The sequence below is a fragment of the Streptomyces sp. NPDC056347 genome, from assembly GCF_042262625.1.
GTDB lineage: Bacteria > Actinomycetota > Actinomycetes > Streptomycetales > Streptomycetaceae > Streptomyces.
Map to the genome: position 1 here is coordinate 1 of NZ_JBHJQP010000042.1, position 22,200 is coordinate 22,200.

General features: G+C 68.1%; 13 protein-coding genes. 3 read left to right on the top strand and 10 right to left on the bottom strand.

The genetic code is table 11. The features are described 5' to 3' along the window. Positions 1 to 388 precede the first annotated feature (388 nt). The 3 genes from ACFCV8_RS12660 to ACFCV8_RS12670 all read right to left on the bottom strand — a co-directional run bounded on the left by ACFCV8_RS12660 (position 389) and on the right by ACFCV8_RS12670 (position 4,214). Positions 389 to 2,896, bottom strand: a complete 2,508-nt coding sequence (locus ACFCV8_RS12660) for a Helicase associated domain protein (RefSeq protein WP_376685345.1) — start codon at positions 2,894 to 2,896, stop codon at positions 389 to 391. Between the two features lie 53 nt (positions 2,897 to 2,949). Continuing rightward, positions 2,950 to 3,432, bottom strand: a complete 483-nt coding sequence (locus ACFCV8_RS12665; RefSeq protein ID WP_376685308.1) for a hypothetical protein — start codon at positions 3,430 to 3,432, stop codon at positions 2,950 to 2,952. 209 nt (positions 3,433 to 3,641) lie between these two features. After that, positions 3,642 to 4,214, bottom strand: coding sequence for a putative phosphothreonine lyase domain-containg protein (locus tag ACFCV8_RS12670; protein ID WP_376685309.1), 573 nt, complete (start codon positions 4,212 to 4,214; stop codon positions 3,642 to 3,644). A 50-nt stretch (positions 4,215 to 4,264) separates the two neighbouring features. Here ACFCV8_RS12670 and ACFCV8_RS12675 point away from each other — a divergent pair, with 50 nt between their 5' ends. Genes ACFCV8_RS12675 through ACFCV8_RS12685 form a run of 3 tightly spaced genes read left to right on the top strand, consistent with a single transcriptional unit; the run spans position 4,265 to position 11,501 of the window. Continuing rightward, positions 4,265 to 5,440, top strand: coding sequence for a hypothetical protein (locus tag ACFCV8_RS12675; RefSeq protein WP_376685310.1), 1,176 nt, complete (start codon positions 4,265 to 4,267; stop codon positions 5,438 to 5,440). Then, positions 5,437 to 8,730: a hypothetical protein gene (locus tag ACFCV8_RS12680; RefSeq protein ID WP_376685311.1), complete on the top strand. Its 3,294-nt coding sequence runs from the start codon at positions 5,437 to 5,439 to the stop codon at positions 8,728 to 8,730. The genes ACFCV8_RS12675 and ACFCV8_RS12680 overlap by 4 nt, the downstream gene beginning before the upstream one ends. After that, positions 8,730 to 11,501, top strand: coding sequence for an RNaseH domain-containing protein (locus ACFCV8_RS12685; protein ID WP_376685312.1), 2,772 nt, complete (start codon positions 8,730 to 8,732; stop codon positions 11,499 to 11,501). Before ACFCV8_RS12680 ends, ACFCV8_RS12685 begins: the two co-directional genes overlap by 1 nt. A gap of 641 nt (positions 11,502 to 12,142) precedes the next feature. Here ACFCV8_RS12685 and ACFCV8_RS12690 read toward each other — a convergent pair. From ACFCV8_RS12690 to ACFCV8_RS12720, 7 genes are read right to left on the bottom strand one after another with little or no spacing between them, the layout of a single operon-like run. Next, positions 12,143 to 13,435 carry an acetyl-CoA carboxylase biotin carboxylase subunit family protein gene (locus ACFCV8_RS12690; RefSeq protein ID WP_376685313.1) on the bottom strand — a complete coding sequence of 431 codons (1,293 nt, stop codon included), beginning with the start codon at positions 13,433 to 13,435 and terminating at the stop codon, positions 12,143 to 12,145. Next, positions 13,432 to 16,620: an amino acid adenylation domain-containing protein gene (locus tag ACFCV8_RS12695; RefSeq protein ID WP_376685314.1), complete on the bottom strand. Its 3,189-nt coding sequence runs from the start codon at positions 16,618 to 16,620 to the stop codon at positions 13,432 to 13,434. The genes ACFCV8_RS12690 and ACFCV8_RS12695 overlap by 4 nt, the downstream gene beginning before the upstream one ends. 2 nt (positions 16,621 to 16,622) lie before the next feature. After that, entirely contained in the window at positions 16,623 to 17,660 is a 1,038-nt protein-coding gene (locus tag ACFCV8_RS12700) for a 3-oxoacyl-ACP synthase III family protein (protein ID WP_376685315.1), read from the bottom strand. Next, positions 17,657 to 18,919 (bottom strand): daptide-type RiPP biosynthesis aminotransferase, encoded by a 1,263-nt coding sequence (gene mpaD, locus ACFCV8_RS12705; RefSeq protein WP_376685316.1) that lies wholly within the window; start codon positions 18,917 to 18,919, stop codon positions 17,657 to 17,659. Before mpaD ends, ACFCV8_RS12700 begins: the two co-directional genes overlap by 4 nt. Positions 18,920 to 18,971: 52 nt before the next feature. Continuing rightward, positions 18,972 to 19,748: an SDR family oxidoreductase gene (locus ACFCV8_RS12710; protein ID WP_376685317.1), complete on the bottom strand. Its 777-nt coding sequence runs from the start codon at positions 19,746 to 19,748 to the stop codon at positions 18,972 to 18,974. Beyond that, a complete protein-coding gene (locus ACFCV8_RS12715; protein ID WP_376685318.1) occupies positions 19,748 to 20,410 on the bottom strand; it encodes an O-methyltransferase in 663 nt (220 codons plus the stop codon). Before ACFCV8_RS12715 ends, ACFCV8_RS12710 begins: the two co-directional genes overlap by 1 nt. Further along, positions 20,407 to 22,194 (bottom strand): M3 family metallopeptidase, encoded by a 1,788-nt coding sequence (locus tag ACFCV8_RS12720; protein ID WP_376685319.1) that lies wholly within the window; start codon positions 22,192 to 22,194, stop codon positions 20,407 to 20,409. Before ACFCV8_RS12720 ends, ACFCV8_RS12715 begins: the two co-directional genes overlap by 4 nt. Between the last annotated feature and the right edge of the window lie 6 nt (positions 22,195 to 22,200).

The following is a 22,200-nucleotide window of genomic DNA, read 5'->3' on the forward strand; positions in this document are numbered from 1 at the left end:
TCTTCGCTCCGCGAAGACGCCGGAACCTCACGACTCCGTCGTGAGTAGGCGTCACTCCGTGACGCCTTGTCGGTCCACTCCGTGGCCCAGTGGCTCGGATCGCTCCGCGATCCGGCCTGAACGGCCTGCGCTCCGCGCTGGCCTGAAAGCGCGGCAGCAAGGGGTGGTGTGTTTGACGCCTGGTCAAGCGCACGGTCTTGCATGGCCTGCTTGTGTTCGCTTCGCGAACTCCTGTGCTATCTGTGAAGCTCCGGGGTCTGCTGACGAGGTTCTGGGCCGGCCACTCTCGTGTCGGAGGTGCGGGCCTTCCGGATCCGGAGGGCCTTCTCGTCGGTCTCTACCGTAGCGCTTCCGGGGTGCTTCCTTATTCGAGTTGTGGGCAGAAAAGTTACGGGATCTCTGAGTTTTCGGGGCGCTCCTCTTCGGCGGGGGCGGTGCTGGCTTCATGGAGGATGGTCTGGATCAACTTGCTTCTGCTGTCGGAGAGTTGATTGTTCCTCTGGCTGGTGCGGATCTTGCAGAGCCAAGGGCCGATCATGACGCGTTCCCCGTCGACCTCGATCCCCTCCCGGGCTCCGGGAAGACGGCCGTGCCGCTCGATGAAGGCGCGCAGCAGTGTGGCTGTCTGTTCGAAGGAGCGGCGTTTTCTGGTCTTGAGGGTGCTGGGTGTGGCGGGGGCGGGGGTGGTGGGCTTCTTCGTCGTCAGGGTGACGTGGTCCGGGGTGAGGCCAAGGCGGGCCAGGAGGTGGCGTTGACCGTCGGCAAGGGTGTTCCAGGTGGTGAGCTGACGGTGTAGCCAGGTGCCGGCTTTCATGCCGTCAATCACCGTGTCGCGGCGCAGTTTTGCTGGGTCGTGTCCGTCCTGGATGTGGCGGGCCAGGAGGTGGTACTTGCGGTGCCAGTCGGGTCCGTACGGGAGAAGCCAGTTGGGGTCGAGGGCGGTGAGGCGTGTGTGACGGGTTGTGGGGAGTTGGTCTTTGCGGGCCAGGCCGCGTTGGTCGACGAGGAATTGGCCGCCGGGATCGTGGGCAGGGATGGCGAGGTGGCCGTGTTCGGCGTGGAAGGCCTCGATGAGGGTCATGTTGCCTTCGAAGGTGGCTTCGTGCTCGTCCCAGATCATGCCGAGCTCTTCGAGTTCGGCGGTCCAGTCCGCGGTCAGGGTGCCGCGGCGGTGGGCGGTGCGCTGGCCGGCGATGAAGGAGCCGAGGCGGTAGCCGTAGGCGTCTGTGTAGTCAACCGGGACCTTCAGGTGACCGTGTTCTGTGTGGTAGCGGGTGGCCGCCGCCAGGCCGGCACGGCGGGGTGCGGAAAGGACCGCGCCAGCCGACGGCCAGGCCAGCAGGTCCATCGCGCGGGCGATCGTGCCCGGGTCGAGGGTGAAGTCGAAGCGGAACCGGCGGGTGAGGAGGCGGTGGGTTTCGGCGTCCAGACGGTGCGCGGTGGCCTTGCGCGGGGCGCGGGCAGCAATCGTCTGGTCGTGGTGGCGCAGTGCTGCGGTGATGAGCCAGAGGGCTTCGTAGGGGGTATCGAGGAGGTCGGTGGGGTCTGCTCCTGGTGGGGTGTAGGCGGGGATGATCAGGCTCGCGGTCTTCACATCGGTGGTGGGAGGTTTGCGCAGGGCGCGGCCCAGGGCCTGGACGATGCGGCGCACGCTCTCGGTGCGGGAGGCGAACACGATTGCGTCCACAGCTGGCAAGTCGATGCCCTCGCCCAGGACTTGGGCGTTGGTGATCACGGCGCGGTCGGCGTTCGCGAACTGGTTGAGGAGTTTCGTGCGCTGGTCGGGGGTGTGGTTGCCGTTGATTGAGGAGACGGACAGGGTGCCGGCCCAGGAGGGGCGTTGGTCGGGTGGGAGGGTGCGCAGGGTGTGGGGGAACTGGCGGGCGAAGTCTTCTGCGTCGGCGACCTGTTGGAAGTAGACGATCACATGGCGGAGGTCGTGTTCGGTCATCGCTTTGAGGATCGCCAGGTGCAGGGCGGTCGTCCGGCGCGCGGTCGGGGCGAAACCGGTGTGCGCGTGGTCGGGGTCGGTCAGGACCGTGCGCAGGTCGGTGTTGGTGATGGTGGGGATCAGGAGTTGGTAGTCGGCCAGGACGCCGTCCTCGATCGCAGCCGCGTGGGTGTAGGTGTGCAGGCGGGGGCCAAACACTTTCGGGTCGTCCATGGAGGCGATCAGGGACGGGGACTCCCACTCCGGTGCGGTCGTTGCGGTCCGCTTGGGACGCGGGCGGGTGTCCGGGGCCTCGGTCAGGCGCGGCGCTTCCCATTCATAGGGCGTGGCGGTCAGATACAGACGGCGGTCGGTGCGGATCTGGGAGGAATCGTGGACCATCGTCCATTCCTTGTCCCAGGAGCCCGCGGTGCGGTGCGCCTCGTCGATGATCGTGAGGTCGAAGGCGGGTGCGGTGAAGACGGAGTGCTGGATTTCCTCGATCCGCGGGAGGGAGTCGAGGGTCACGAGCACGATCGCCTTCTCGTTCTTCCTGGCGCGCTGGACCAGCCAGTACGCCAGGTACTCCCCCGAACCCGTACTGCTCGCGCCCGCCTTGGCCAGCACGGGGTGCTTGTCCGCGTTCAGCGACGACACCGCCATCAACGCCTCGGTACGGCCGTCAGCGCGGGCCGCGGCCGCCCACTGGCCGATCAAGTCCCTCGACGGCACCACCACCAGCAGAAACCGGACATCCAGGGCCTCGGCCGTGCGCAGCGCGATCAGCGTCTTGCCCGTACCACACGCAGACACCATGTGCCCGCGGCTCCCGGGTTTCCTCAGACCTCTTACCCCGCTGTCCACCGCAGCCTGCTGATCCGTGCGCAGCACCCGGCGGGCAGGCGCGAAAGTGTTGGTCAGGGGCGGATGGCTGCCTGGGACAGCGGGGCTGGGGTTGGTGGCCATCGGGTGGTTCCTTGGGAGGCTCGGCTGAAGGTTCGCAGGGGGGCGGGCGGGGGTCACTGGTAGAGGAAGTCTGTCCACCACACCTGAAGCCCGTCGACCAGGGCGACAGCATTGTCTGCCACCTGACGGCGCTGGGCGGTTTCATACGTGGCGTATACGGCGTCGAAGGTCGGCCCAGGGTTGTGGTACTCGGCGGCAAGCCGGCAGAAAAGGGGTGAAGGACTGAAGACGGTTGTCGCCGCCTCGTCTTCGTCCACCAGCTCCGCGGGAAGCCCGCCGTACACCTCGGAGGCGATACAGCAGGCCCAGTCGACCAGTTTGCGTGTCGCCCCCACGTCGGCCGCGACGCGGTCGAGCAGCAGCGGGCGGCAGCGGGGATCAGAGCATTCGTCCACCGTCGCGTAGAACAACCGGTCCAGCAGGGCGTCACCCGCCCGGACCTGATGGCCTGGCAGGTACGTCCCGGACGGCGGCACGAACGTGCGTTGCCGACGGCGGACCGCGGCCGCAGTGTGCACATGGTCCACGCCGCTCACGATTCTTTCCACGGGCCCCTCCAACAAGGTTCGGTGTCTGGTATTCCGGGCCCCATCGTCGCGCGCCCTGGAGGCACCGCGGCCGCAGAACGGCGAACACGCCGCGCAGCGGTAGATCTTCTAGTAAGGAGGCAGGGCTTCGAAGGCGCGGTAGCGGTGGTGTGCGAGGAAGCATTGTTTGCTCGATCCACTCGGTGCCCCTGCAGGTGTCAAGTGTGCTTCGGCGCTGGTGCTTTCCTGCGTGCGGCAGCAGCTCTTCGGGCCTGGGCTCGCGCAGCGTGGTGGTGTGCGAGGGCTTCTCGGGTGCGTTTGGGGATGACCAGTTTCTGCTTGGCGGCGGGCGCGACGAAGGTGCTGGCGCCGGTGCCGTAGCGGCCTCGGAGGGTGTCGCTGTCGGTCTTGTAAAGCAGGACGTCGATGATGCCGAGGGCGCGGAGGTTGGTCAGTGCTCGTTGGACGTCGTCGATGTCGCGCCAGTCTCGGGTGTAGACGCAGATGGGGCGGCGGGTGTCGTCGCTCTTGGGCCGGGTGTTGATGAGCGTGCCTGCCTTGCTGCGGTAGCCGAGAAGGCCGTCTTGGGTGGCGGCGCGGATCGTGGTCCAGGAGGCATCGAGAAGGCTGAGCGGTGTGAACCAGATCCACTTGCCGCTGAAGGGGTGGTCGTCCTCGGTCAGGGGGGTGTCTGGGGCGTCGGCCCACAGCCAGTGTTCGGTGATCTCGCGCGAGGGGATGGTGCTGGTGGGGGCCTCGGATTGAGCCGATGGGGCGGTCTTGGCATTCATGATCGGCACCGTATATAACATTCGTTAGCTTTCTGGGCTATTCACCCGGTATGGGCCTCGTGGAACGGAACACTCTCCGCTGGCGCCGCGACCTGGCGCTGACCGCGTGCTGCGCAGCCGCGGTAGCGGAAGCGGACCGCACCGGCGATCCAGGTCAGCGCGCCGCCCGGCTCATCGACTGCCTCGGGGTTCTGCGCTCCACACATGGTGCCGGCGTGGCTGCCACCTTGGACATGGGTGTGCTGCGGCGCGGTCTGCGCCGCGGGCTTGCGCCTCTTCTGCCCGCCGGCAGCGAGGGTGATGACCCGCTCGGTGGGATGAGGCTGCTGGACGAGGACGGCTTGCTGTGTGATGCCGTGGAGGATCTGGGTCGCGAACACCTGGTGCCCCAGCAGGCGTTGATGGAGTACTGGCCCTGGGCTCGTTTGCGCGCCGAGCAGGAGGAGCAGCAGCTGTACGCGGAGATTCGGCGTCTTCCGCTGGGCGATTACACAAGGGTGCGCGAGCTGCTGGCGAGTGATCCGGTGGCGGAGCAGGGTGTGCTGTGGGAGAAGTGGGGCGGGTTGTGGGGGCGGTTCGGGTTCTTCGAGCCGGTCTCGTCCTGGCCGTGGTGCAACGCTGCGGGCTGGTGCTTCCCGTGCTCCGCCTGTGCCTGGCCGATGCGGGCTCAGTCCGCCGGCGGCGGTGTCTTCGTCGTGTCGTGCGACGCGCATCTGCTGGAGGGGGCGACGTACACCTACCGACCGGTGCGGCGCGGCGGCCCTCCGGTCCTGGAAGGTGGTGGCTGCTCTGTCGGTCAGGTGGAAGGCTTCCCGGCTGCCGGTGACTACTTGGCGGTCTCCCGGACGGTGTGGCGGTATCTGACCCTGCCGGGGCGCATGGAGTTCGCGATCCGGGACGCGCTGACCGGCATCATCGGTCTCGATGTCTTCATGTACCCGGACGGCGACCGCTACGACCTGCGCATCACGGCCGCCACCCCGCTGGTGGCCAAACAGTGGCGGGTGGATGCGAAGGCGTGGCGGTCCTTCGGTGCCCTGGCCGATGCATTGCTCGAGCGTCCCGTGCTCGGCGGGGCTGTGCCGCTGACGATCGTGGTCCCCCACCGGCAGCGGTCCGACCTTCCGCTGCTGCGGGCGCGTCTTGCTGGGCGGCCGGACTTTGTGGTGATGACCGACAAGGACCTTGTCGCCGAGGTTCTTCGCTGGTGCCGGGGTGAGTCGTGACGACCGGTGAGGTTCGTGAGGCGTTGCAGCGCTGTGCCATCGCGGCGTATCTCGCCCTGTCCCAGCAGTACTTCGTCTTCGAGACCGTCGATGGCCGGCGCGGTGTGCCGTTGGACTTCGCGGCGATGTTCGCCGCCCGGCGCACCGATGTGTGGGGTGCGTGGTTGTCGCTGCCGCGCGCCGAGTACGAGCTGGTGGGCCGGTTGTGGCGGGCGGTCAGGCAGGAGGGGGACCTGGCGCAGCCGGAGACGTTCCGTGAGGCAGTGCTGGAGTATGCGGTGGCACCCACGGCGCTGTTCCGGATTCCGGAGGAGTCGAACGCGGACGAGGCCCACTGGCTGGTGGCCTGCCATGCTCAAGAGCCTCTCGCCCTGACCGAGAATCTCGTTCAGGAGGCCGAGGACTACCGGGGCATGCTGGAGACTGTTCTACCGACGGCCGGCGAGGGTCTGTGGGCGTTTGGTCACGATGGGCTGTACACGGTAGAGATTCCTGCCAGCGAGAAGAACGCCTTTGTGGCGCCGGTCCGGCTGCTCACCGAGCCGTTCCTTGACGAGGTGAGGCTGCCGCGCGAAGCCGTGATGGACCGCGTGGAGGGCCAGGCGAGAGCCCAGCCGAAGAAGTTCGGGTGGAAGCCCGGCCTGCTGCAGGGGTTCTTCGACCGGCTCACCGATGCCTACGGCCGCACGGCAGCGGAACTGCGGCTTCCTGCCGGTTCGATGACGCTGCTGAATGCGCCCACCGGGGTGGGCAAGAGCGTGCTGATGCGGGATGCGGCGCATCTTCTTGCGGCGAGCGGCCAGGGGCCGGTCCTCATCGTGGTGGGCCGCATCCGTGAAGGGCTGGGGACCGCCGAGCAGCTGGGCGTGGATAGCGCCCTGGTCGAGGAGACAGCCGCCGCTGTGCAGGACGCGGCCGAGCGGGCCGGAAGGCCCCTGCGGGTGGTGCCGTGGGTGGCATCCTCGCGCTACGACGACCAGGCGGAGCTTGCATTCTCCCAGGGCCGTGAGGACCGGTTCGAGCAGTTCGCCGGCGGTTGTGAAATGACCGGTTGGCAGGTGGACGGCCCACGGCTGGACCGCGCCAAGCTCCCCTGCGCCCAGTTGGAGTGGGTCGACGGGCCTGCCGAGCCGGAGTCCGACGGCAGGCATCTGTGCCCGCGCATGGGGATCTGCCAGCGCTTCGAGCACATTCGGCAGGCCGCCGAGGCCGACATCATCGTGACCAACCACCACAACCTGATCCGGGGGCGCTGCAAGGTGCCCGTCGAGGTGGACTGCGAGCGGGTCGTCAACGACATGAGCGTGCTGGAGTTCGTACTGCGCCGCTGCCGCGTCGTGATCATCGACGAGGTTGATTCCTTCCAGTCCACCTGGTGCACGCAGGGTGCGCAGGAGTTCACCCTCATCAGCCGCGGCCGCGGGAACGGCGGGCGGCTGGAAGAGGTCGACCGGCATCGCAACGGCCTGACTGCGCTGAAGAACCTGCTGGTGACCAGCCCGCTGATGGAGGCACGCCGGCTCAGCGAGACCTTCCTGGACAACGTGTTGACAGGCCACCTGTATCTGGAGTCCGAGCAGGAGCGCCAGAATCGTCCCGGATCCGGCTGGTACATGGTGGGCAAGAAAGACGCCGAGCTGTGTCGCGCCCTGACGGGCGCCTCGCCGGATGCCGAGGTCAGTGAAGGAGTCCACCAGGCCTACCTGGCGCTCTTCCCGGGCGAGCAGACTGACGCCGAGGTACCGGAGGGCTGGAAGCCTCTTGCCGAGCAGATCCGCCAGGCTCTGGCAGGCAAGGTCCAGGGCACTCGCCGCAGCAGAAAGCTCGCGGTCTTCAAGGACTCCATCTCGCGCATCCTGGCCGGCGCGCCCTTCAACGTGCCCGCCTCGCGGCGCGCCGCACTGGTCAATGATCTGCTGGTGCGGGCCTGGCTCGGTGCGCTCCACAACGAGCTGCACACCTTGAAGTGGTCGCTCCTGCCGCTGTTGGGGGAGCTGAACGCGGCCACTGACCTGGTGTCCACGATGGGGCTGATCCCTCGCGACGAACCGATTCCCTATGGGCCGCTGGGGCAGAACCTGTACGGGTTCAAGCTCGACAAGAACGCCGGCGGGACCGGCCGGCTGTCGCTGCAGTCTCTGGGCGGCGACCCGCACACCTCCACCGTCCGCCTCGGCGACACCGTCGCCCTGGCGACCGCGGGAGTGCGGCGCAGCGTGCTTGGTCTGTCCGCCACCGCGTTCTTCCCCAAAGCTGCCCTGCAGCACGTGCACGCTCTGCCCGCCTACGTGATGACTGACGCCGCTGTCGGCGCGGTCACTGCCCATGCCGGAAGCGTGTCGGCCACCGACATCGGCTGGCAGCCGATCTCGATCGGCGGTGTGGAGGAGAAACGCAAACCCTCCGAGCTGCGCAAGCTCGCCGAGCGGCTATGGCACACCCAGATGTCGTCGCACTTGGAGAAGGTCGCCCGCAATGACCCGCGGCGGGAGTTGGCGCTGCTGGCCGGGAACTCCTATTTCCACGCGGAGGTGATGGCCGCCGGGATCGCGGCCGCGTGCGGCCGCCCGGAATGGGTCGCGGTCCTCGTCAGCAACAACCGGGCCCCCTCCGGAGCGGTCGTGGCTCTGCCTGAAGGCGTGGTGCGGGTGACCATCGACGAACTCGAAGACCTGCCCGCCACCCACCCGCGGGTGAAGGTGATCTGCGCACCGCTGTCGGTGGTCTCCCGCGGCCTGAACATCCTCATCCCGCACACCGACCGTTCGGCACTCGCCTCGGTGTGGGTGGGAGTTCGCCCCATCACGCACCTGCACGAGCCGTCCGTGATGTACGCGAGCATCAACGCCTGCGGTATCGCCGTCGGCGCTGTCAGCGCTGATCCTGCGGGCATGCTCGCGTCCCAGCGCAGCGCGGCCATCCGCCAGCGGGAATTGCTGCTGCGCACCGACCCGCGGTTCTCCCGTATGCCGAAGTTCCTCAAGACCGAGGTGCTGGCAGGCATCCTGGTCGAGCTCATCCAGCTGGCCGGGCGGGCGCGGCGCGGCGGCACCCCCGTCGGGCTCTATCTGGTCGACCACGCCTTCTTCAACCAGCAGTTGGGCTGTGACTTCCCCCGTCTCCTGCGCTCCTACTACGGCCAGCTCGACACCGACGAGCAGGAGATCCTGCGTCGCGTCTACGGCTCCACCCTCACCGCCTGGCTCGACCTCGCCCACAGCGAGGACCTGCTGCCGAACCCCGTCACGTTGATTCCCGCCCCGGCCCTGGACGATGAAGGACTTGAGTAATGCCGTCGAATGACACCCGTATGTCCATGCTGGCCGCGCCGTTGACCCGCGAGCTGATGGGCACCGTGTGGCTGTACCGCTTCCCAGACAAGATCGAGCATGAGTGGAAGAGGCTGCGCGCCATCTACTGCGGCAAGACCGGTTCGAAGGCCAACCTGCCCTATGCCGGACTACTGATGGTGCTGCGCGCCAGCGGCGCCACCAGCGCAACACTGAATCCCACCAGCAAGAGCAAGCCGCCCCAGTTCCTCGCCCTGTCCAAAAAGTTGTCTGGGGCGCATCTGCGGGCCGCGGTGGCCTTGTGGGAGCAGGCCCTGCTCCAGACGCCGGCAGACGAGATCTCCCTGGCCTACAGCAGTGACCTCGCCGACTTGTTCGCCTCGGTGGAGCCCGAACAGGTGGCAGTGTGGGACCACGTCCGTCTGGGGCCGCACGCCGTGGACGCGGACGGCTGGGTGTGGGACGCGGCGAGCTCGAACCTTGCCTCTCTGGTGGCCGAGACCGACTTGACGGTCGATGGCCGCACCATCCCGCTGCGCCCGGACACCGAGAACAACGTCATGATCTGGGACACCGAGCACCTGTGGTCGAACAACTGGCTCGATGCCCGCCCCGCCAAGGACAAGAAGAACGACAGCGCCAAGAGTGCTGCGGAAGAGACCCAGGAGCCGGAGGAGTGGAAGGTCCGGCGGCACTACGCCGCACTGCGGATGGAGGTAGCGATGAAATCGCTGCACTCGCTGCCCGTGCCGCTGGTGGTCATGACACCCCGCGTGTCCCGACTGAGCAATCAGATCAACAGCGCTCGCACCGCCTGGTGGGCGCCGCGCTCCCCCAACCGGCCGCTGCTCTGCCTGAACTTGGGAGGCAAGGGCAAATACACCCACCTCGAGCACACCAGCCGTCTGGCCCTGGACGCGTGGGTGCGGCTGATGGACGAGCCCGTGTTCCCCCGCGGGCCCAAGGACACCGAGTTCCTGCCCGTCAGCGCCATGGACCTGTCCGGCGAGCCCGGCGACTTCCGTGCGCTCGTCCCCTTCTCGAAGTCGTTCCCCATCGGCAAGGGCGTCGGCCTGCACACAGTCGCCGCCCTGGCCGACCACCTGTCTGCGGTCACCGGGCAAGACCTCGTCCGCAGCCGACAAGTCGCGAAGGTTCTCTCGGTAGCTGCCCGCAAGACCGAGTACGGCCGTGATGCCACACTGCTCGACGACGTCAATCTTGAGCACATCATGGCGGCTGCGGGCTGCTCCAGGCTGCGTATCCTGGCCCTGTACAAGCACCAGGAGATGCGCACCCGCATGCAGCGTCTGCTGGCCTACCACTTCAACCGGCCCGACCTCGCCGCCGGTATGCCCGAGGACGAGATCGTTGAACTCGGCTGCCACACCGAGGTGTTGCTCCACCGGGCCCCGGAGTTGCTGTCCCACGGCGGCCATCACGACCGGCGTGGTGCACTCGTCGACGCCCTGCCCGGACTCGCAGCGGAGGGCACCGGGGTCCTGGCCCTGGTCGAGACCGAGTACGACGCCAAGGAGTGGGGCCGCCAGCGCCGCGCCGCCCGCCGCGAGGAGGAAGGCGCCGTCGACCCCTACACGCTGGATGCCAAGCCGGAAGTCTCCCGGCATCTCGCGCGTCACGGCGTGCTCGCCCAGTTCCTCACCCCCGCCACGAAGAAGCTGCGCTCGAAGAAGAAGGAGCGCGAGGCCGCATCCCCGTTGGAGGTCCTCGGTATGGAGCTCGCCGCAGACTTCCCTGGCCACATGGCCATCGGTGACATGCTGCGCTCCGCCGGCCTGGTCCACCCCCGCCTGACTCGCGCCATCTCCACCGGAAGCGGTCTCAAAGACCGCGTCGCCCATCTCGGCCTGCACATGCGCGCCCAGCTCGGCGAGAGACATGTCACCCGCACCGAGGAGCCCAAACTCATGTGGATCCTCACCGCGTTCGTCCCCGTCGGCGAGCAGTGGAAAGCCCTGGCCTATCTGCCCGCCGGACGGGGCGGCAGTGGCGGCTGGTTCAACTACGCCCACGCCCAGGCGATGTCCCGCAGCCACCCCATCCCCGAGGGCAGCCGCGGCGACGATACCCTGCCCCGCCGCATCGACCACGCCCTGTACGAGCTGAGCCGACACCTCGAGTGCGGCTACGTCCTCTACGTCTCTGGTGACTCCACCCGCCCTGTCTGGCCGCTGCTGGCAAACAAGAACGCCGACCTGCGCACCGACGACGACGGCCTCGCCAACAACAGGCCCGCCCTGCCTGGCGCCACACTCGCGCCCGAGCACCGCCCGCAAGCGGTCATCCGCACCACCTCCAGCGCCGACCCGAGCATCCCGCTTCCCGCGCTCTTCCACGAGATCGACGAGGACGGCACCGAGCGTGACGGCGACAAGACCAGCAACGCACTGTTCCAACTCGAAGGCACCGCCACCACGTTCCTCATGAGTCGCCGCCCTCACCAGATGGACGGCAAGACCCCATCAGCCAAGTCCGGGCGTACCCAGGGGCGTTGGAGCTGTGACGACAAGGAGCAACAGGCCGAGACCTGGCACAACCTCACCGCCACCGAGATCGCCATCATCCAGCACCCCGACGGGGAGACCGCACTCCCCTACGCGCTGACCGCGGCCCGGCTGTGCAATCACGCCCTCGCGTGGGAACACCGCACCCGCCACCCCCTGCCCATCCACGCCGCCATCCAGATGGACAAAAACCACCCCGAGCACCGGCGCACCATCGACTGGGAAGCCGACGACGCCACCGGCTGACCAGCATCCGCCGCCAGGCACTCGAGGACCTGCCCGACAAGGACATGGCGAGCCATAACCGCATGTGCGAGCTGTTCACTGCTCAGGAGCACCAGAACGCCCGCGCCGCGACCAGCGTGAACCAGATCCACATCCGACGAATGTCCATGGCGATAATCCAGCACGCAGCTGCCGGTCATGTGAGGCTAAGGGCTGTCCCGTAATCCCTGGTGGATCAGCGCGCGGCGTCAGATGCAGTGCATCGCAAGGCTGAGGGACGCCCGCATACTGGATGTATTCGGGCGTTCCGACAACACGGCGAGGAGTGGGGTCTCCCCTGCTCGAACGTAGCCGAGAGCTTGGGGAAGTAGCTGTCGTCGCGCGCCCGCCGGGGATTACGGGACAACCCTTGGCCGGAAGGACGGGGCGCGTGCGCGAAGGCCATGGATGCAACTCAGGGTTCGCAGGAGGCCCTGGGTTAGCTACGCCGCGGCGAGCGCGTTTGGGTGACGTTCACCACGATGCGCCCGTCTGCCGGATCGTCACAGAAATGGGCTGCCTGCAGAGCGCCGCACGCCGGCTGATGTCCTACTGATCGCGTACGAGGGCTACCCGCGGCTATTCACGGGTGCTCCTTGCCGCACCATCATCAGGCGGCCAGATCAGTGCATCAGCTCGGTGGCGGGAACGCGGCGACGGCCAAAGGGGAAGTCGAACTCGTGTGACAGCGCCATCAGGGCGTTGCGTCGCAGCGTTGTGAGTTCCTCGTGGTCAGCGCAGCGGCCCCAGATCGCGTCCAGGTGGCGCGTCATGACACCTTCCGCCAACCGTTCGCCGGGACGGGTGTAGAGCTGGTAGCCAGCGATGCCTGGGAGCGCCCGGACCTCGGCCTCGCCGTGTACGGCCACGTAGGTGCACGGCTGGGTCGGCCCTACAACGCTGCACAAGAAGTGGACCTGCCCGTCAGAGCGCAGATCCGGAGGGGCCACCGACTCGCCGAGTGCCAGCAGCCCGGCAATACGGACCAGATCCACCCCGTGGGCGTGCCGGTAAAGCAGGTTCGCCTGCCCACCGATCCGACCATTGACTTCAATGATCCGGGGGCCGTCGGGGGTCAATTTGACCTCTGTGTGCGTCAGTCCCAGGGTGACCCCCAATGCCTGCAGCGCGCGGGTGGTGAGGTCAAGGATCTCCCGCTGCTCACCCTCGCCCACCGCGGCGGGCCAGAAGCCGATACCGGTTTCCCGGAACGGCGGCAGCAGCGGGAATTTCCCCGTGACGGCAAAGTGGGCGATGCCATGCGGACCGCACATGCTCTCCACACTGACGTAGTCCGCGAACGCCCCGCTCGGCCGCCCTTGGAGGAGTTCCTCGACCACCACGACCGGTTCGTCCCATGCTGTGGTATCCAGCCCTGCGAACACCAGCGGCAGCAGCTGCTCCGCCTCCTCGGCGCTCCTCACCAGGAGGGTGTTCCGGCTGCCCTCGCCCTGTACCGGCTTGACCACGGCGGGTAGGCCGATCTCCGCCAGTGCCGTCGGCCACTCCTCAGCCGAGCACAGTCCGCGGCAGCGCACGCGGTCAAGTCCAGCCTCCCGTAGCCGTGCGCGCTGCTGGACCTTATCGGTGAGCAGCCGGACCGTTTCGATGTCGTGGAAGGACAGCCTGAGGCCCGCCGCCAGCCGAGCCGCGGTGCGGAGCCGGGACTCGCTGAACGTGAGAATGGCGGCCGGGCGGTGGGCACGCAGCCGACCAAGATCGGTTTCGAGATCCCCTGTGAGCTCGACGACCTCGCCGAGCTGCTGCAGGAGCGGCTGGACGAGCGCCAGATGCGGCGAGCCTGACTGCGGCACGGCGAATAGCACCGTGCCGAGGTCCGCAAGTCCGACCGCGATTTCGGCGGGCGTGACCGCTCCGCGTTCGTACACCACGGCGATCCTGGGGGGCTCGCTCATCGTTCCTCCTCGCGGGCGGTGCACTGCCACAGGGCCTCCTCGAAGGCACGCGCGAACTCGCGGACCGCGTCGGTGGAGGTCTGGGCGGGGTCCGCGCGGACGACCAGCGCCCACCGCTCGGCGGACATCTCCTTGCCCACCTCCACGGACACCGGGAAGCTGTTGCGATCGCACAGCCACCAGTCGCCCACCTCCACATGCGCAAGCCGGTCGAAGCGATCGACTGCGCCGAAGTCGGTGTAGTTAAACAACACGGTGAAAGGCGCGCTCCCTCCGAGGTCGGTGGTGAGCCGGGCTAGGGGGTAGCGGCGGTGCGCGAGCAGTTCTTGCTCGGCGGCCGCCGCGGCTCGGATCAGCTCAGGCCAGGGCTTCGCCGCCAGATCGATGCGGAGCGGGAGAGTATTGAGGAACAGGCCCAGCGCGCGGTCCGCCGTGACCTCTTCCAGGCGGCCGTTTACCACGAGCCCGGTGACCACATCCTTGGTTCCGGCTACCTGGCCGAGGGCGGCCAAATGCGCAGCCAGATAGGCACTGCGTACGGGGGTGCCCAGCCGCGCGCTGACGGCTACGGCGCGCGCCACCAACTCGTCTGGCAGAGGCAGGTGGATGTCGGGGTCGAGCGCCGGGCTGCTTTCCACGACCATGGTACGGGGACGTGGCAGCGTCGTGGCGGTGCTGCCGGCCAGCCGGTCGAGCCAGAAGGCGCGGGCGGCTGCCGAGTCGGCCTCCGCTCGCTCCAGGGCCACAAAGCGGCGGTACGGGACCGGCTCGGGCGCGCCGGTGGCGGCGGTCCGCCCCACCGACTCCCGGTCGTAGCCGTTCAGTAGCTCAGACATGAGGAGAGCGAAGCTCCAGCCATCGAGAATCGCGTGGTGGGCAGAGACGGCAAGGTGGAATCCGTCGGCTCCATGGTCAAGAACGTGGCAGCGCACCAGAGGCGCCCGCGTCAGGTCGAAGCCATCGCGCCACTGGTGCTTCCACCAGTCCCGGACGGCCGCCCGAGAGGCGCCGTCCGTAAGCGGTACGGGGACGACACTCAGTGGGATCTCGGCCTCGGCGTGGACCAGTTGCACGATCTCCCGGTGGGTGCCCAGGTCAAAGGCGGTGCGCAGGATCTCGTGCCGGTGGGTCAGGTTGCGCAGGGCCCGGCGTAACGCACCGGTGTTGAGGGGGGTGCGGATTCGGACGCTCTCCAAGTCGTGGTAGAGCGTGGGGTCGCCGCTGAAGCGGCTGTGGAAAATGATCCCTTGCTGGAGGGCGGAGGCGGGATACGCGGTGACGACCCCGGCTGGGGCGGCAGCCAGGTAGCCGCGCGCATCCCGGTCGTCCTCGGTCACCGATACGCTGGCGCGGCCCCGGGCTGCCACCCTGGCCGCTGCCCGCCGGCGGCATACCTCGGCGAGTCCCGCGACTGTGGGGTGTGCGAAGAGCGCGGCGACGTCGGCCTCCAGGCCCACTGCCTTTGCCTGTGCCACCACAGGTATTGCCTGCATCGAGTCACCGCCCAGCGCGAAGAAGTTGTCGTGCACGCCAACGGTTTCGGCCCTGAGCAGCCGTGCCCAGATCTCCGCGAGGCGTTTCTCAATCTCGTCACGCGGCGCATCGGCCGGGTGGCTTGTTCCCGCAAGGTTCGTGGATGCCGACGGCGTGGGCAGAGCTGCCCGGTCCAGTTTGCCGTTCAGCGTGAAGGGCAGGGCGGCGAGTTCGACGAAGGCCGCGGGCACCATGTGTGCGGGCAGTCTTTCCGCCACGTACGCGCGGACCGCCGCCCAGTCCGCGGATGCCTCGGCCGACACCCCGTAGCAGATCAGCCGCTGCTCTCCTGGGACATCTTCGCGCAGGACCACCACCGCGCCCGCGACGCTGGGATGTTCGAGGACAGTGGCCTCGACCTCGCCCGGTTCGATGCGGAACCCTCGCATCTGAACCTGTTCGTCGCAGCGGCCGACGAAGACCAGCTCGCCATCGGGGGCGACCCAGGCCAGGTCACCGGTCCGGTACAGGCGTCCGACCGCGCGGCCAAAGGGATCTGGCAGGAAGCGCTGCGCGGTCAGTTCGGGACGGCCCAGGTAGCCGCGCGCGACCCCACGGCCGCCCACGTACATCTCGCCCACCGCGCCTGGGGCCACGGGTTGCTGCTGTTCGTCCAGGACGTGGACCTGGCTGCCGGCCAGCGGCCGTCCGATCGGGCTGTCAGTGCGGTACAGGTCGGACTGGCTGACTCGACGGAACGTCACATGCACCGTGGTCTCAGTGATGCCGTACATGTTGACCAGCTCGGGTGCCGCGTCGCCGTATCCCTCTACCCAGCTGCGCAGCACCGCGCCAGCGAGCTTCTCACCTCCGAAGACGACGGTTCGCAAGGCAGTCGCCGGGAATCCGGCGACCTCGGCGGCCCTGGCCAACTGCCGGAAGGCGGAGGGGGTTTGGCTCAGCCGGGTGACACGCTCGTCGATCAGCAGACGCAGGAACGCGTCCGGGTCACGGCTGAGCGCGTAGGGTACCACGACCAAGCGTCCGCCGTACAGCAGCGCGCCCCACAGTTCCCAGACGGAGAAGTCGAAGGCGATGGAGTGAAACATGGTCCACACGTCGTCGCCCGAGAAGTCAAACTCCTGGTCTGTGGCGGCGAAGAGGCTGATCACCTGGGCGTGTTCGACCACCACTCCCTTGGGCCGGCCGGTCGAGCCGGAGGTGTAGATGACATACGCGGCGTTCGACGGCTCTGCGCCCGCTTCTGGCGCGGTGTCCACATCACGGTGCGTTGAGGCATCCGGCTCCGTGGGCGGCACGGTGCGTACCGCGAGCCCCGCGATCTCCTCGCCGACGAGTAGGTCACACCCGGCGTCGGCCAGCATCCTGTCGAGCCTTTCGAGTGGGTAGCGCGGATCCAGCGGCACGTACCCCGCTCCGGTCTTGAGGATGCCGAGCAGCCCAACCACAAGGTCTGCGGTGCGCTCTGTACACAGTGCGACGAGCGTCTCGGGACCAGCGCCCGCCCGCCTCAGCCGGTGGGCCAACCGGTTGGCGGCCCGGTCTAGTTCGGAGTACGTCAGCTCCCGGGTGCCGTCGGTGACGGCGATGCTGTCCGGGACCCGGGCCGCCACTTCGGCGAACTGCTCGTGCAGGCAGCGCCCCTCAGCGGGGACGGTGGGCCGGGGGGCATGGAGTGCGTTGTCCGTCATCGTCAGACCTCGATCAGAGTGCAGAACCAGTGCATGCCGGAGGACATCCCGGCCAGCGCCACTAGGTCGCCCGGGAGCATCGTGCCCTGCTCCCGGTACAGGTCCAGGCAGATGAGGGGGTCTGCGCCGCCGGCGTGTCCGAGTTCGCCCGACAGATCAGCGTTCGTGCGGTCCAGTGGGATGCCGAGAAGCTCAGCGATGCCCGCCATGGAGGGCCGGTTGTCGTTGAGCAGGATGAGCCGGGACAGCGCGGATACGTTGGTCCCGGCCACTTTGCAGGCGCCAGTGACCGCGTTGACGACCCGCCGGTCCACCGCGCCAGCGAACTTTGTGAGACCGGCCGGGTCGTCACGGAAGTGCAGGTAGACCTGGTGGGCGGGGTCGAGGTCGCGGTTGCTCCTACCCTCTGGCGCAACTGGCGCGGCGGTTCCCCCGTACTCCTGCCGGAAGAAGTCGGCGTACTCAGCGTCCGTGTGCTGTTCCGTCGCGAGCCAGCGCATCCCGTCGTGTCCCCGACGGAAGAGCACCGCAGCGGCACCGTCACTCTCGACGTTCGCCCGCATCCGGTTGCTTTCCCGCTCGTCCACCCGGTCGGCGGCGACCAGGAGCACGGTACGGACGTCTTGACGGGTCGCGAAGAGCCCCGCCACCTGCTGGAAGGCCAGGACTGCGGAGGCGCAGCCTTGGGTAAGCAGGAGCGTCGGTGTGCCGCGCAGCCGCAGCGCACGGGCGACGGCCGTGGAGAAGTCCCAGTTGAGGTACTCCGGCACGGAGCCGGTGGCGACCAGTAGAAAGTCCACCTCCGCGCCGTCCACGCCTGCCCTGGCGAGGGCCACGCGGCCGGCCCGGGCCGCGAGTTCCGTGCAGGTCACATCGTCCGGCGCCCACCGGTAGGTGCGGTAGCCCAGACGCAGGACGCGCTCGGGCCGGGCACCGTACTCGTGCGCGGTCGTGGCCACATCCCGGAGCTCCCCCAGGCTGCTGCCCAGGGCGAGGATCCCGAAGTCCGCGGGTGGTGCGCTGCTCTGGTGCAGGGTCACGCGCGCTCCTTGGTGTAGGCGGCCAGGCCCCGGCGCACGCAGTCCAGCAGTTCGGCCAGGTTCTCCTCCGTGTAGGTGAGAGCGGGCAGCAGTTGGATGCCGTCTGGTGCCGCGTGGACGACGGCGCCGGCCCTGCGGATGGCCGCCAGGACGGCCGGGACCTCGCCGGAAGGCAACCGGCCGCCGTCCGCCCCGCGCAGCCGCACGGAACGGAAGCAGCCCCGGCCTGTAGCCTCCGCCACCATCGGCTCCTCGGCGAGAAGGCGAGCGAGTTCGGTGTCTAGGCGCTCGGACAGTGCGGCGGCCCTGGCCACGGCGTCGAGTCGGCGCATCTCGTCGATCGTTGCGAGGATCGTGGCGCAGGTGACGGGTGTGCCCGCCTGCGTCTCGGCGTGAGCCAGCACGGCGCGAGCGTCAGTGAAGGTGTCTGCCACGGCGTGCGAGACCACCACAGCGGCGATCGCGCTCGTGCCGTTGGTGAGGCCCTTGGAAGTGATCAGGACGTCGGGCGGCTCGGGCCATCGCTCGGAGGCGAACCATGTGCCGGTGCGGCCGAATCCGGTGGCGACTTCATCGGCTACGAGAAGGAAGCCGTGCTCACAGCGCAGCCGCACGAGGTCGGCGACGTAGGCGTCGGTGAGGGCGACTGCGCCCGTGCCGAGCACCGGCTCGACCACGACCATGGCGATCTGCGTGCCGTGCTTGGCCAGCAGGGATTCCAGCTCGGCCGGTTCGTTGGGCTGGACGTGCACGACCATGCGCCGGTCGACCCCGTACATGCGCTGGCCGAGGCTGTCGCTGGTGAGGGCGAAGGATCCGAACGTCAGGCCGTGCCAGCAGCCCTTTAGGGCGGTGACGGCCTTGCGGCCCGGCTCGTCGCGCAGCACGTGGTACTGCCGGGCCAGTTTCATGACCAGGTCGTTGGCCGCTCCGCCGGAGGTGGAAAAGAGGACCCGGCCGTAGTGTTCCGGCCCGCAGATCCCGATCAGAGCCTCCGCAGCCCGACGGGCATATACGTTCTCGTACTGGTGAAGGCTCAGGTACGAGGCGTCGTGAAGTGCGTCGGCGGCTGCCTGAGTGATCACCGCGTTGCCATACCCCAGGTTGGCGTTCCACAACCCGCTTGTTCCACAGAGCAGTTCGTGACCATCGGCGTAGCGGATGCGAACGCCGCGCGCGGAGACGGCACACAACTCGTCTGCCCCCTGCAGGTCCGGGGGAATCATGGGCGACCACAGGGGCCCTGGCTTGCTTGTCATGCGTGTCCTTGGGATTGCCGGATTTCTGCGATTACTGGGCAGGCCGGGGCGCTCAGATCAGGGAACCCGCCGAGCCCCCGTCGAGTCGACAGACCATGCCGTTGCCGACCGGCCCGAGGCCTGCGATGTACTGCACACTGCGGTGGCATGCCTCGTAGTCGATGAGCGTGTCGATGACCAGATTCGGGTTGGAGCGGCGCAGGAACATGCGGGTGATCTCCTCCTCTGAGAGGTTCCGCTTCTCGGCGATTCTGCGCAGCTCGGCCCGTTTGTCCGGGGAGGACAGCGGCCCCAGCATCAGGGTGGCCACCGCTGCGTTCGTTCCCTTGCAGACGTCGGCGAGGCCGGTGGTCAGCACCCGCATGGCGGCCTTGCTTGCCGCGTAGGGCGCGGAGTCCTTGTCGGCGGCGAAGACGGCCTCCGAGTTGACGACGACAACTGCGGTGAACTGCTCGGCGGGCTTGCGCTCCAGCAGGCCGAGGGTGAGCAGGTACGGCGCGAAAGCATTGACGCGGAAGACGTCCTGCAACTGGTCCGGCGTGGGCGGGCCGCTGGTGCGCGGGGGGTAGGCGACGGCGCAGTGCACCACCAGGTCCGGCACCTCGCCCAGCTTCGCGGAAAGCGGGACCAGGGTTGCGGGGTCCCCCAAGTCAGCTTGCAGATATGTCACTTCGCTCTCGCTTCCCTCGTCGAGGGGAAGCGAGAGCAGGTCGCCCTCGGGGCGCAGGCCAAGGCCAGTCACCGCCCAGCCGTCGGTGGCCAGTGCGCCGGCTAGATAGCGGCCCAGCCCCCGGCTGGCTCCGGTCACCAGAGCGCGTTTGACGGGCATCACGCCTCCTTGCGGCTGATCAGCATGCCCTGTTCGGTGCCGATGAAGGCCGAGAACAGTCGGGGGCTGTGCCCCACAGCACGCGCGTACGTGTGAATGGCCCGGGCTTCCCTGGCGGCTGCGGTCTTCGCTGCGGACTCGCCGATGAAGTCGCCCTGCCCAAAGGCGTCGTCGGCGATCAGCAGGCCCCGGGGTTCCAGCAGCGGGTAGCTCAGCTTGAGGTAGTCGGGGTAGGCCTTCTTGTCCGCGTCGATGAACACCATGCCCACGGTCTGCGGCGGGACCGTGGGCAGGTACGTGGCCGCGTCGCCCACCACGATCTCCACGCGGTCTGCCACTCCGGCCAGTTCAAGGTTTTCGCGGGCGAGCGCGGCGGCCTCCTGGTCGATCTCCAGGCTGGTGATCCGGCCCTCGGGCGGGAGGCCGCGCGCGATGTGCACCGTCGAGTAGCCGAATAGGGTGCCGATCTCGATGACGTGCCGGGGGCGTTGCAGGCTGGTGAGCAGACGCAGCACGCGGCCGGCGTTGTCGTCGATCTGGATCGTGGGCATCCCCCGGCCAGCGAGGGACCGGGTGAGGATCTCGTCCAGGACGGGGTCGCGGGGGCCGAGGACGGCCCGGGCGTAGCCGCTTGGGAAGCCTGCGGGCGGGGCGCCGCTCATGCCGGCTGTCCCGCCGTGCCCAAGGGGGCGGTGTCGTAGAAGGAGAACAGGGCGGTGGGGTCGGGTGCCTCGGAGGGTGCGTCGAAGTCGAAGGAGGGCGTGAACAGCTCCCGCAGGCCGGGGCGGGCCGCGATCTCCGCCAGGCTGTTTTCCTTGAAGGAGGCAAACTTCCTACTGCTGTCTGCGGATCCCCACAGGTAGCTGAAGTTGGCACCGGGCTTAGCCATGTACATCGGCCAGGTGAAGTAGGCAGGGAAGTCCCCGTACGTGGTGAAGCGCGAGATGCCCAGCCGCTCGTCGAGTCTGCGGTAGGCCTCCGCGTAGCCGCCCGAGGGGCTGCTGTGCAGTTCGAAGTCCAGGGCCGCGGAGACAGCCCGCTCCACGTACGTGCGCCGGTACTCGATCATCTTGATCCGGCCGCACCTCTCCAGCGCGTTGGCGTCATCGGCGGGCAGGGACAGGTGCCGGGCAAACTCAACGTGGTAGACCCACTTCTCAAACCACATGCTCAGGCATTCCAGCCGCTCGGGCGGTAGATACTCCAGACCGGACTGGTACGACAGGCGCTTGCGGATCAGCAGATGGTTGACGGCGTGTCCGAACTCGTGGAACAGGCTGTGCACGTTCTGGAAGGTGATGCGCCGGGCGCCATCCTGGTTCGTCTGGAACCGGCAGGCCACATAGGCGACCGGACGCTGGACGACATCGCTCCAGTCGGTGCGGTTACGGATGCCCTGGGTGTAGTTGCCAGCGATCTTCCGGTCACGGTTCCAAAGGTCGAAGGTGATCTGGCCGACCAGGCCATCAGCATTGTGGACGTCGTACGTGGGAACGTCGGCGTACGTGTCCGCCACGCGGTGCATGGTCAGCCCGAAAACGCTCTCCGCCACCGCGAAGATGAAAGACAGGCACTCGTCCAGCTCGAAGAGCGGCGAGTGCGAGGTCCCAAAGACGCTGTTCATGGCAAAGGCGAAGTGGTCCATGGGGCGGTCCACAATGCCGGTCACCGTGCGGATCTCGTCCTCCAGCCGGGAGTGGCTCGCCACGGCCCGCACCAGGTAGTCGTCCAGGAACCGCCGGATCTCATCAGTGCCGACCCTGCTGCGCTCAATCGAGCGGGCGAGCGCGCTCTCATAGCCGGCGGCCGCGCTGTCAGCCCGCCGCACCGCGACCATCTCATCGATGATGGGTACGAGCTCGTCGAGCCGACCGTCGCGTACGTTCTGCCAGGCACGGGCCAGCTTCTCCCGCGTGGCCTCGCTCTTGGTCTGGCCCGTCAGCTTGTAGAACACCGCGGCCGGGTTCGTCGCAGCCGCCGTGCCCACCCCGAGGCGTTCCAGTAGACCGCTCTGGTCCTCCCGGATCCGGTCGAGGGTCTGCTTGGCACTGCACAGCAGCTCGTTGATCCGCCGGTCGGGGGCGGGGTCGTGGGTCCGGCCCTTGCACAGCTGGTCGACGAATTCCAGACGGGCCTCCTCCACCTCCGGCTCGTCACAGTGCATCCGCGACATGAGGTCGAGCAGACGGGCGTCGAGGGCCGCGTCCTCGTGGAACAGGGCGCGCTTGGGGAGCAGCCGCTGGTGGTTATCCTCGTCGTCGATGGCCTCGAGGTAGAGGAAGACGTAGGCAACGTTGTTGTAGATCGACATGATCTCGACCAGCGTGTCCTGGGAAAGCGCAGGTTCGGCCACAATGGCGTGCAGGCGGGTCAGCATCCCGTCCAGGGACTCCTCGACCGCAGCGATGCTTTGTCGGTCCGCTGCGCTGAACTGTTCTATCGGCACGACGTG

Excerpts from the sequence above, each read along its gene's own strand:
- ACFCV8_RS12660 (WP_376685345.1), bottom strand. The coding sequence starts at position 2,896 with ATGGCCACCAACCCCAGCCCCGCTGTCCCAGGCAGCCATCCGCCCCTG.
- ACFCV8_RS12670 (WP_376685309.1), bottom strand. The coding sequence starts at position 4,214 with ATGAATGCCAAGACCGCCCCATCGGCTCAATCCGAGGCCCCCACCAGC.
- ACFCV8_RS12675 (WP_376685310.1), top strand. The coding sequence starts at position 4,265 with ATGGGCCTCGTGGAACGGAACACTCTCCGCTGGCGCCGCGACCTGGCG.
- ACFCV8_RS12685 (WP_376685312.1), top strand. The coding sequence starts at position 8,730 with ATGCCGTCGAATGACACCCGTATGTCCATGCTGGCCGCGCCGTTGACC.
- ACFCV8_RS12690 (WP_376685313.1), bottom strand. The coding sequence starts at position 13,435 with ATGAGCGAGCCCCCCAGGATCGCCGTGGTGTACGAACGCGGAGCGGTC.
- ACFCV8_RS12695 (WP_376685314.1), bottom strand. The coding sequence starts at position 16,620 with ATGACGGACAACGCACTCCATGCCCCCCGGCCCACCGTCCCCGCTGAG.
- mpaD (WP_376685316.1), bottom strand. The coding sequence starts at position 18,919 with ATGACAAGCAAGCCAGGGCCCCTGTGGTCGCCCATGATTCCCCCGGAC.
- ACFCV8_RS12710 (WP_376685317.1), bottom strand. The coding sequence starts at position 19,748 with ATGCCCGTCAAACGCGCTCTGGTGACCGGAGCCAGCCGGGGGCTGGGC.
- ACFCV8_RS12715 (WP_376685318.1), bottom strand. The coding sequence starts at position 20,410 with ATGAGCGGCGCCCCGCCCGCAGGCTTCCCAAGCGGCTACGCCCGGGCC.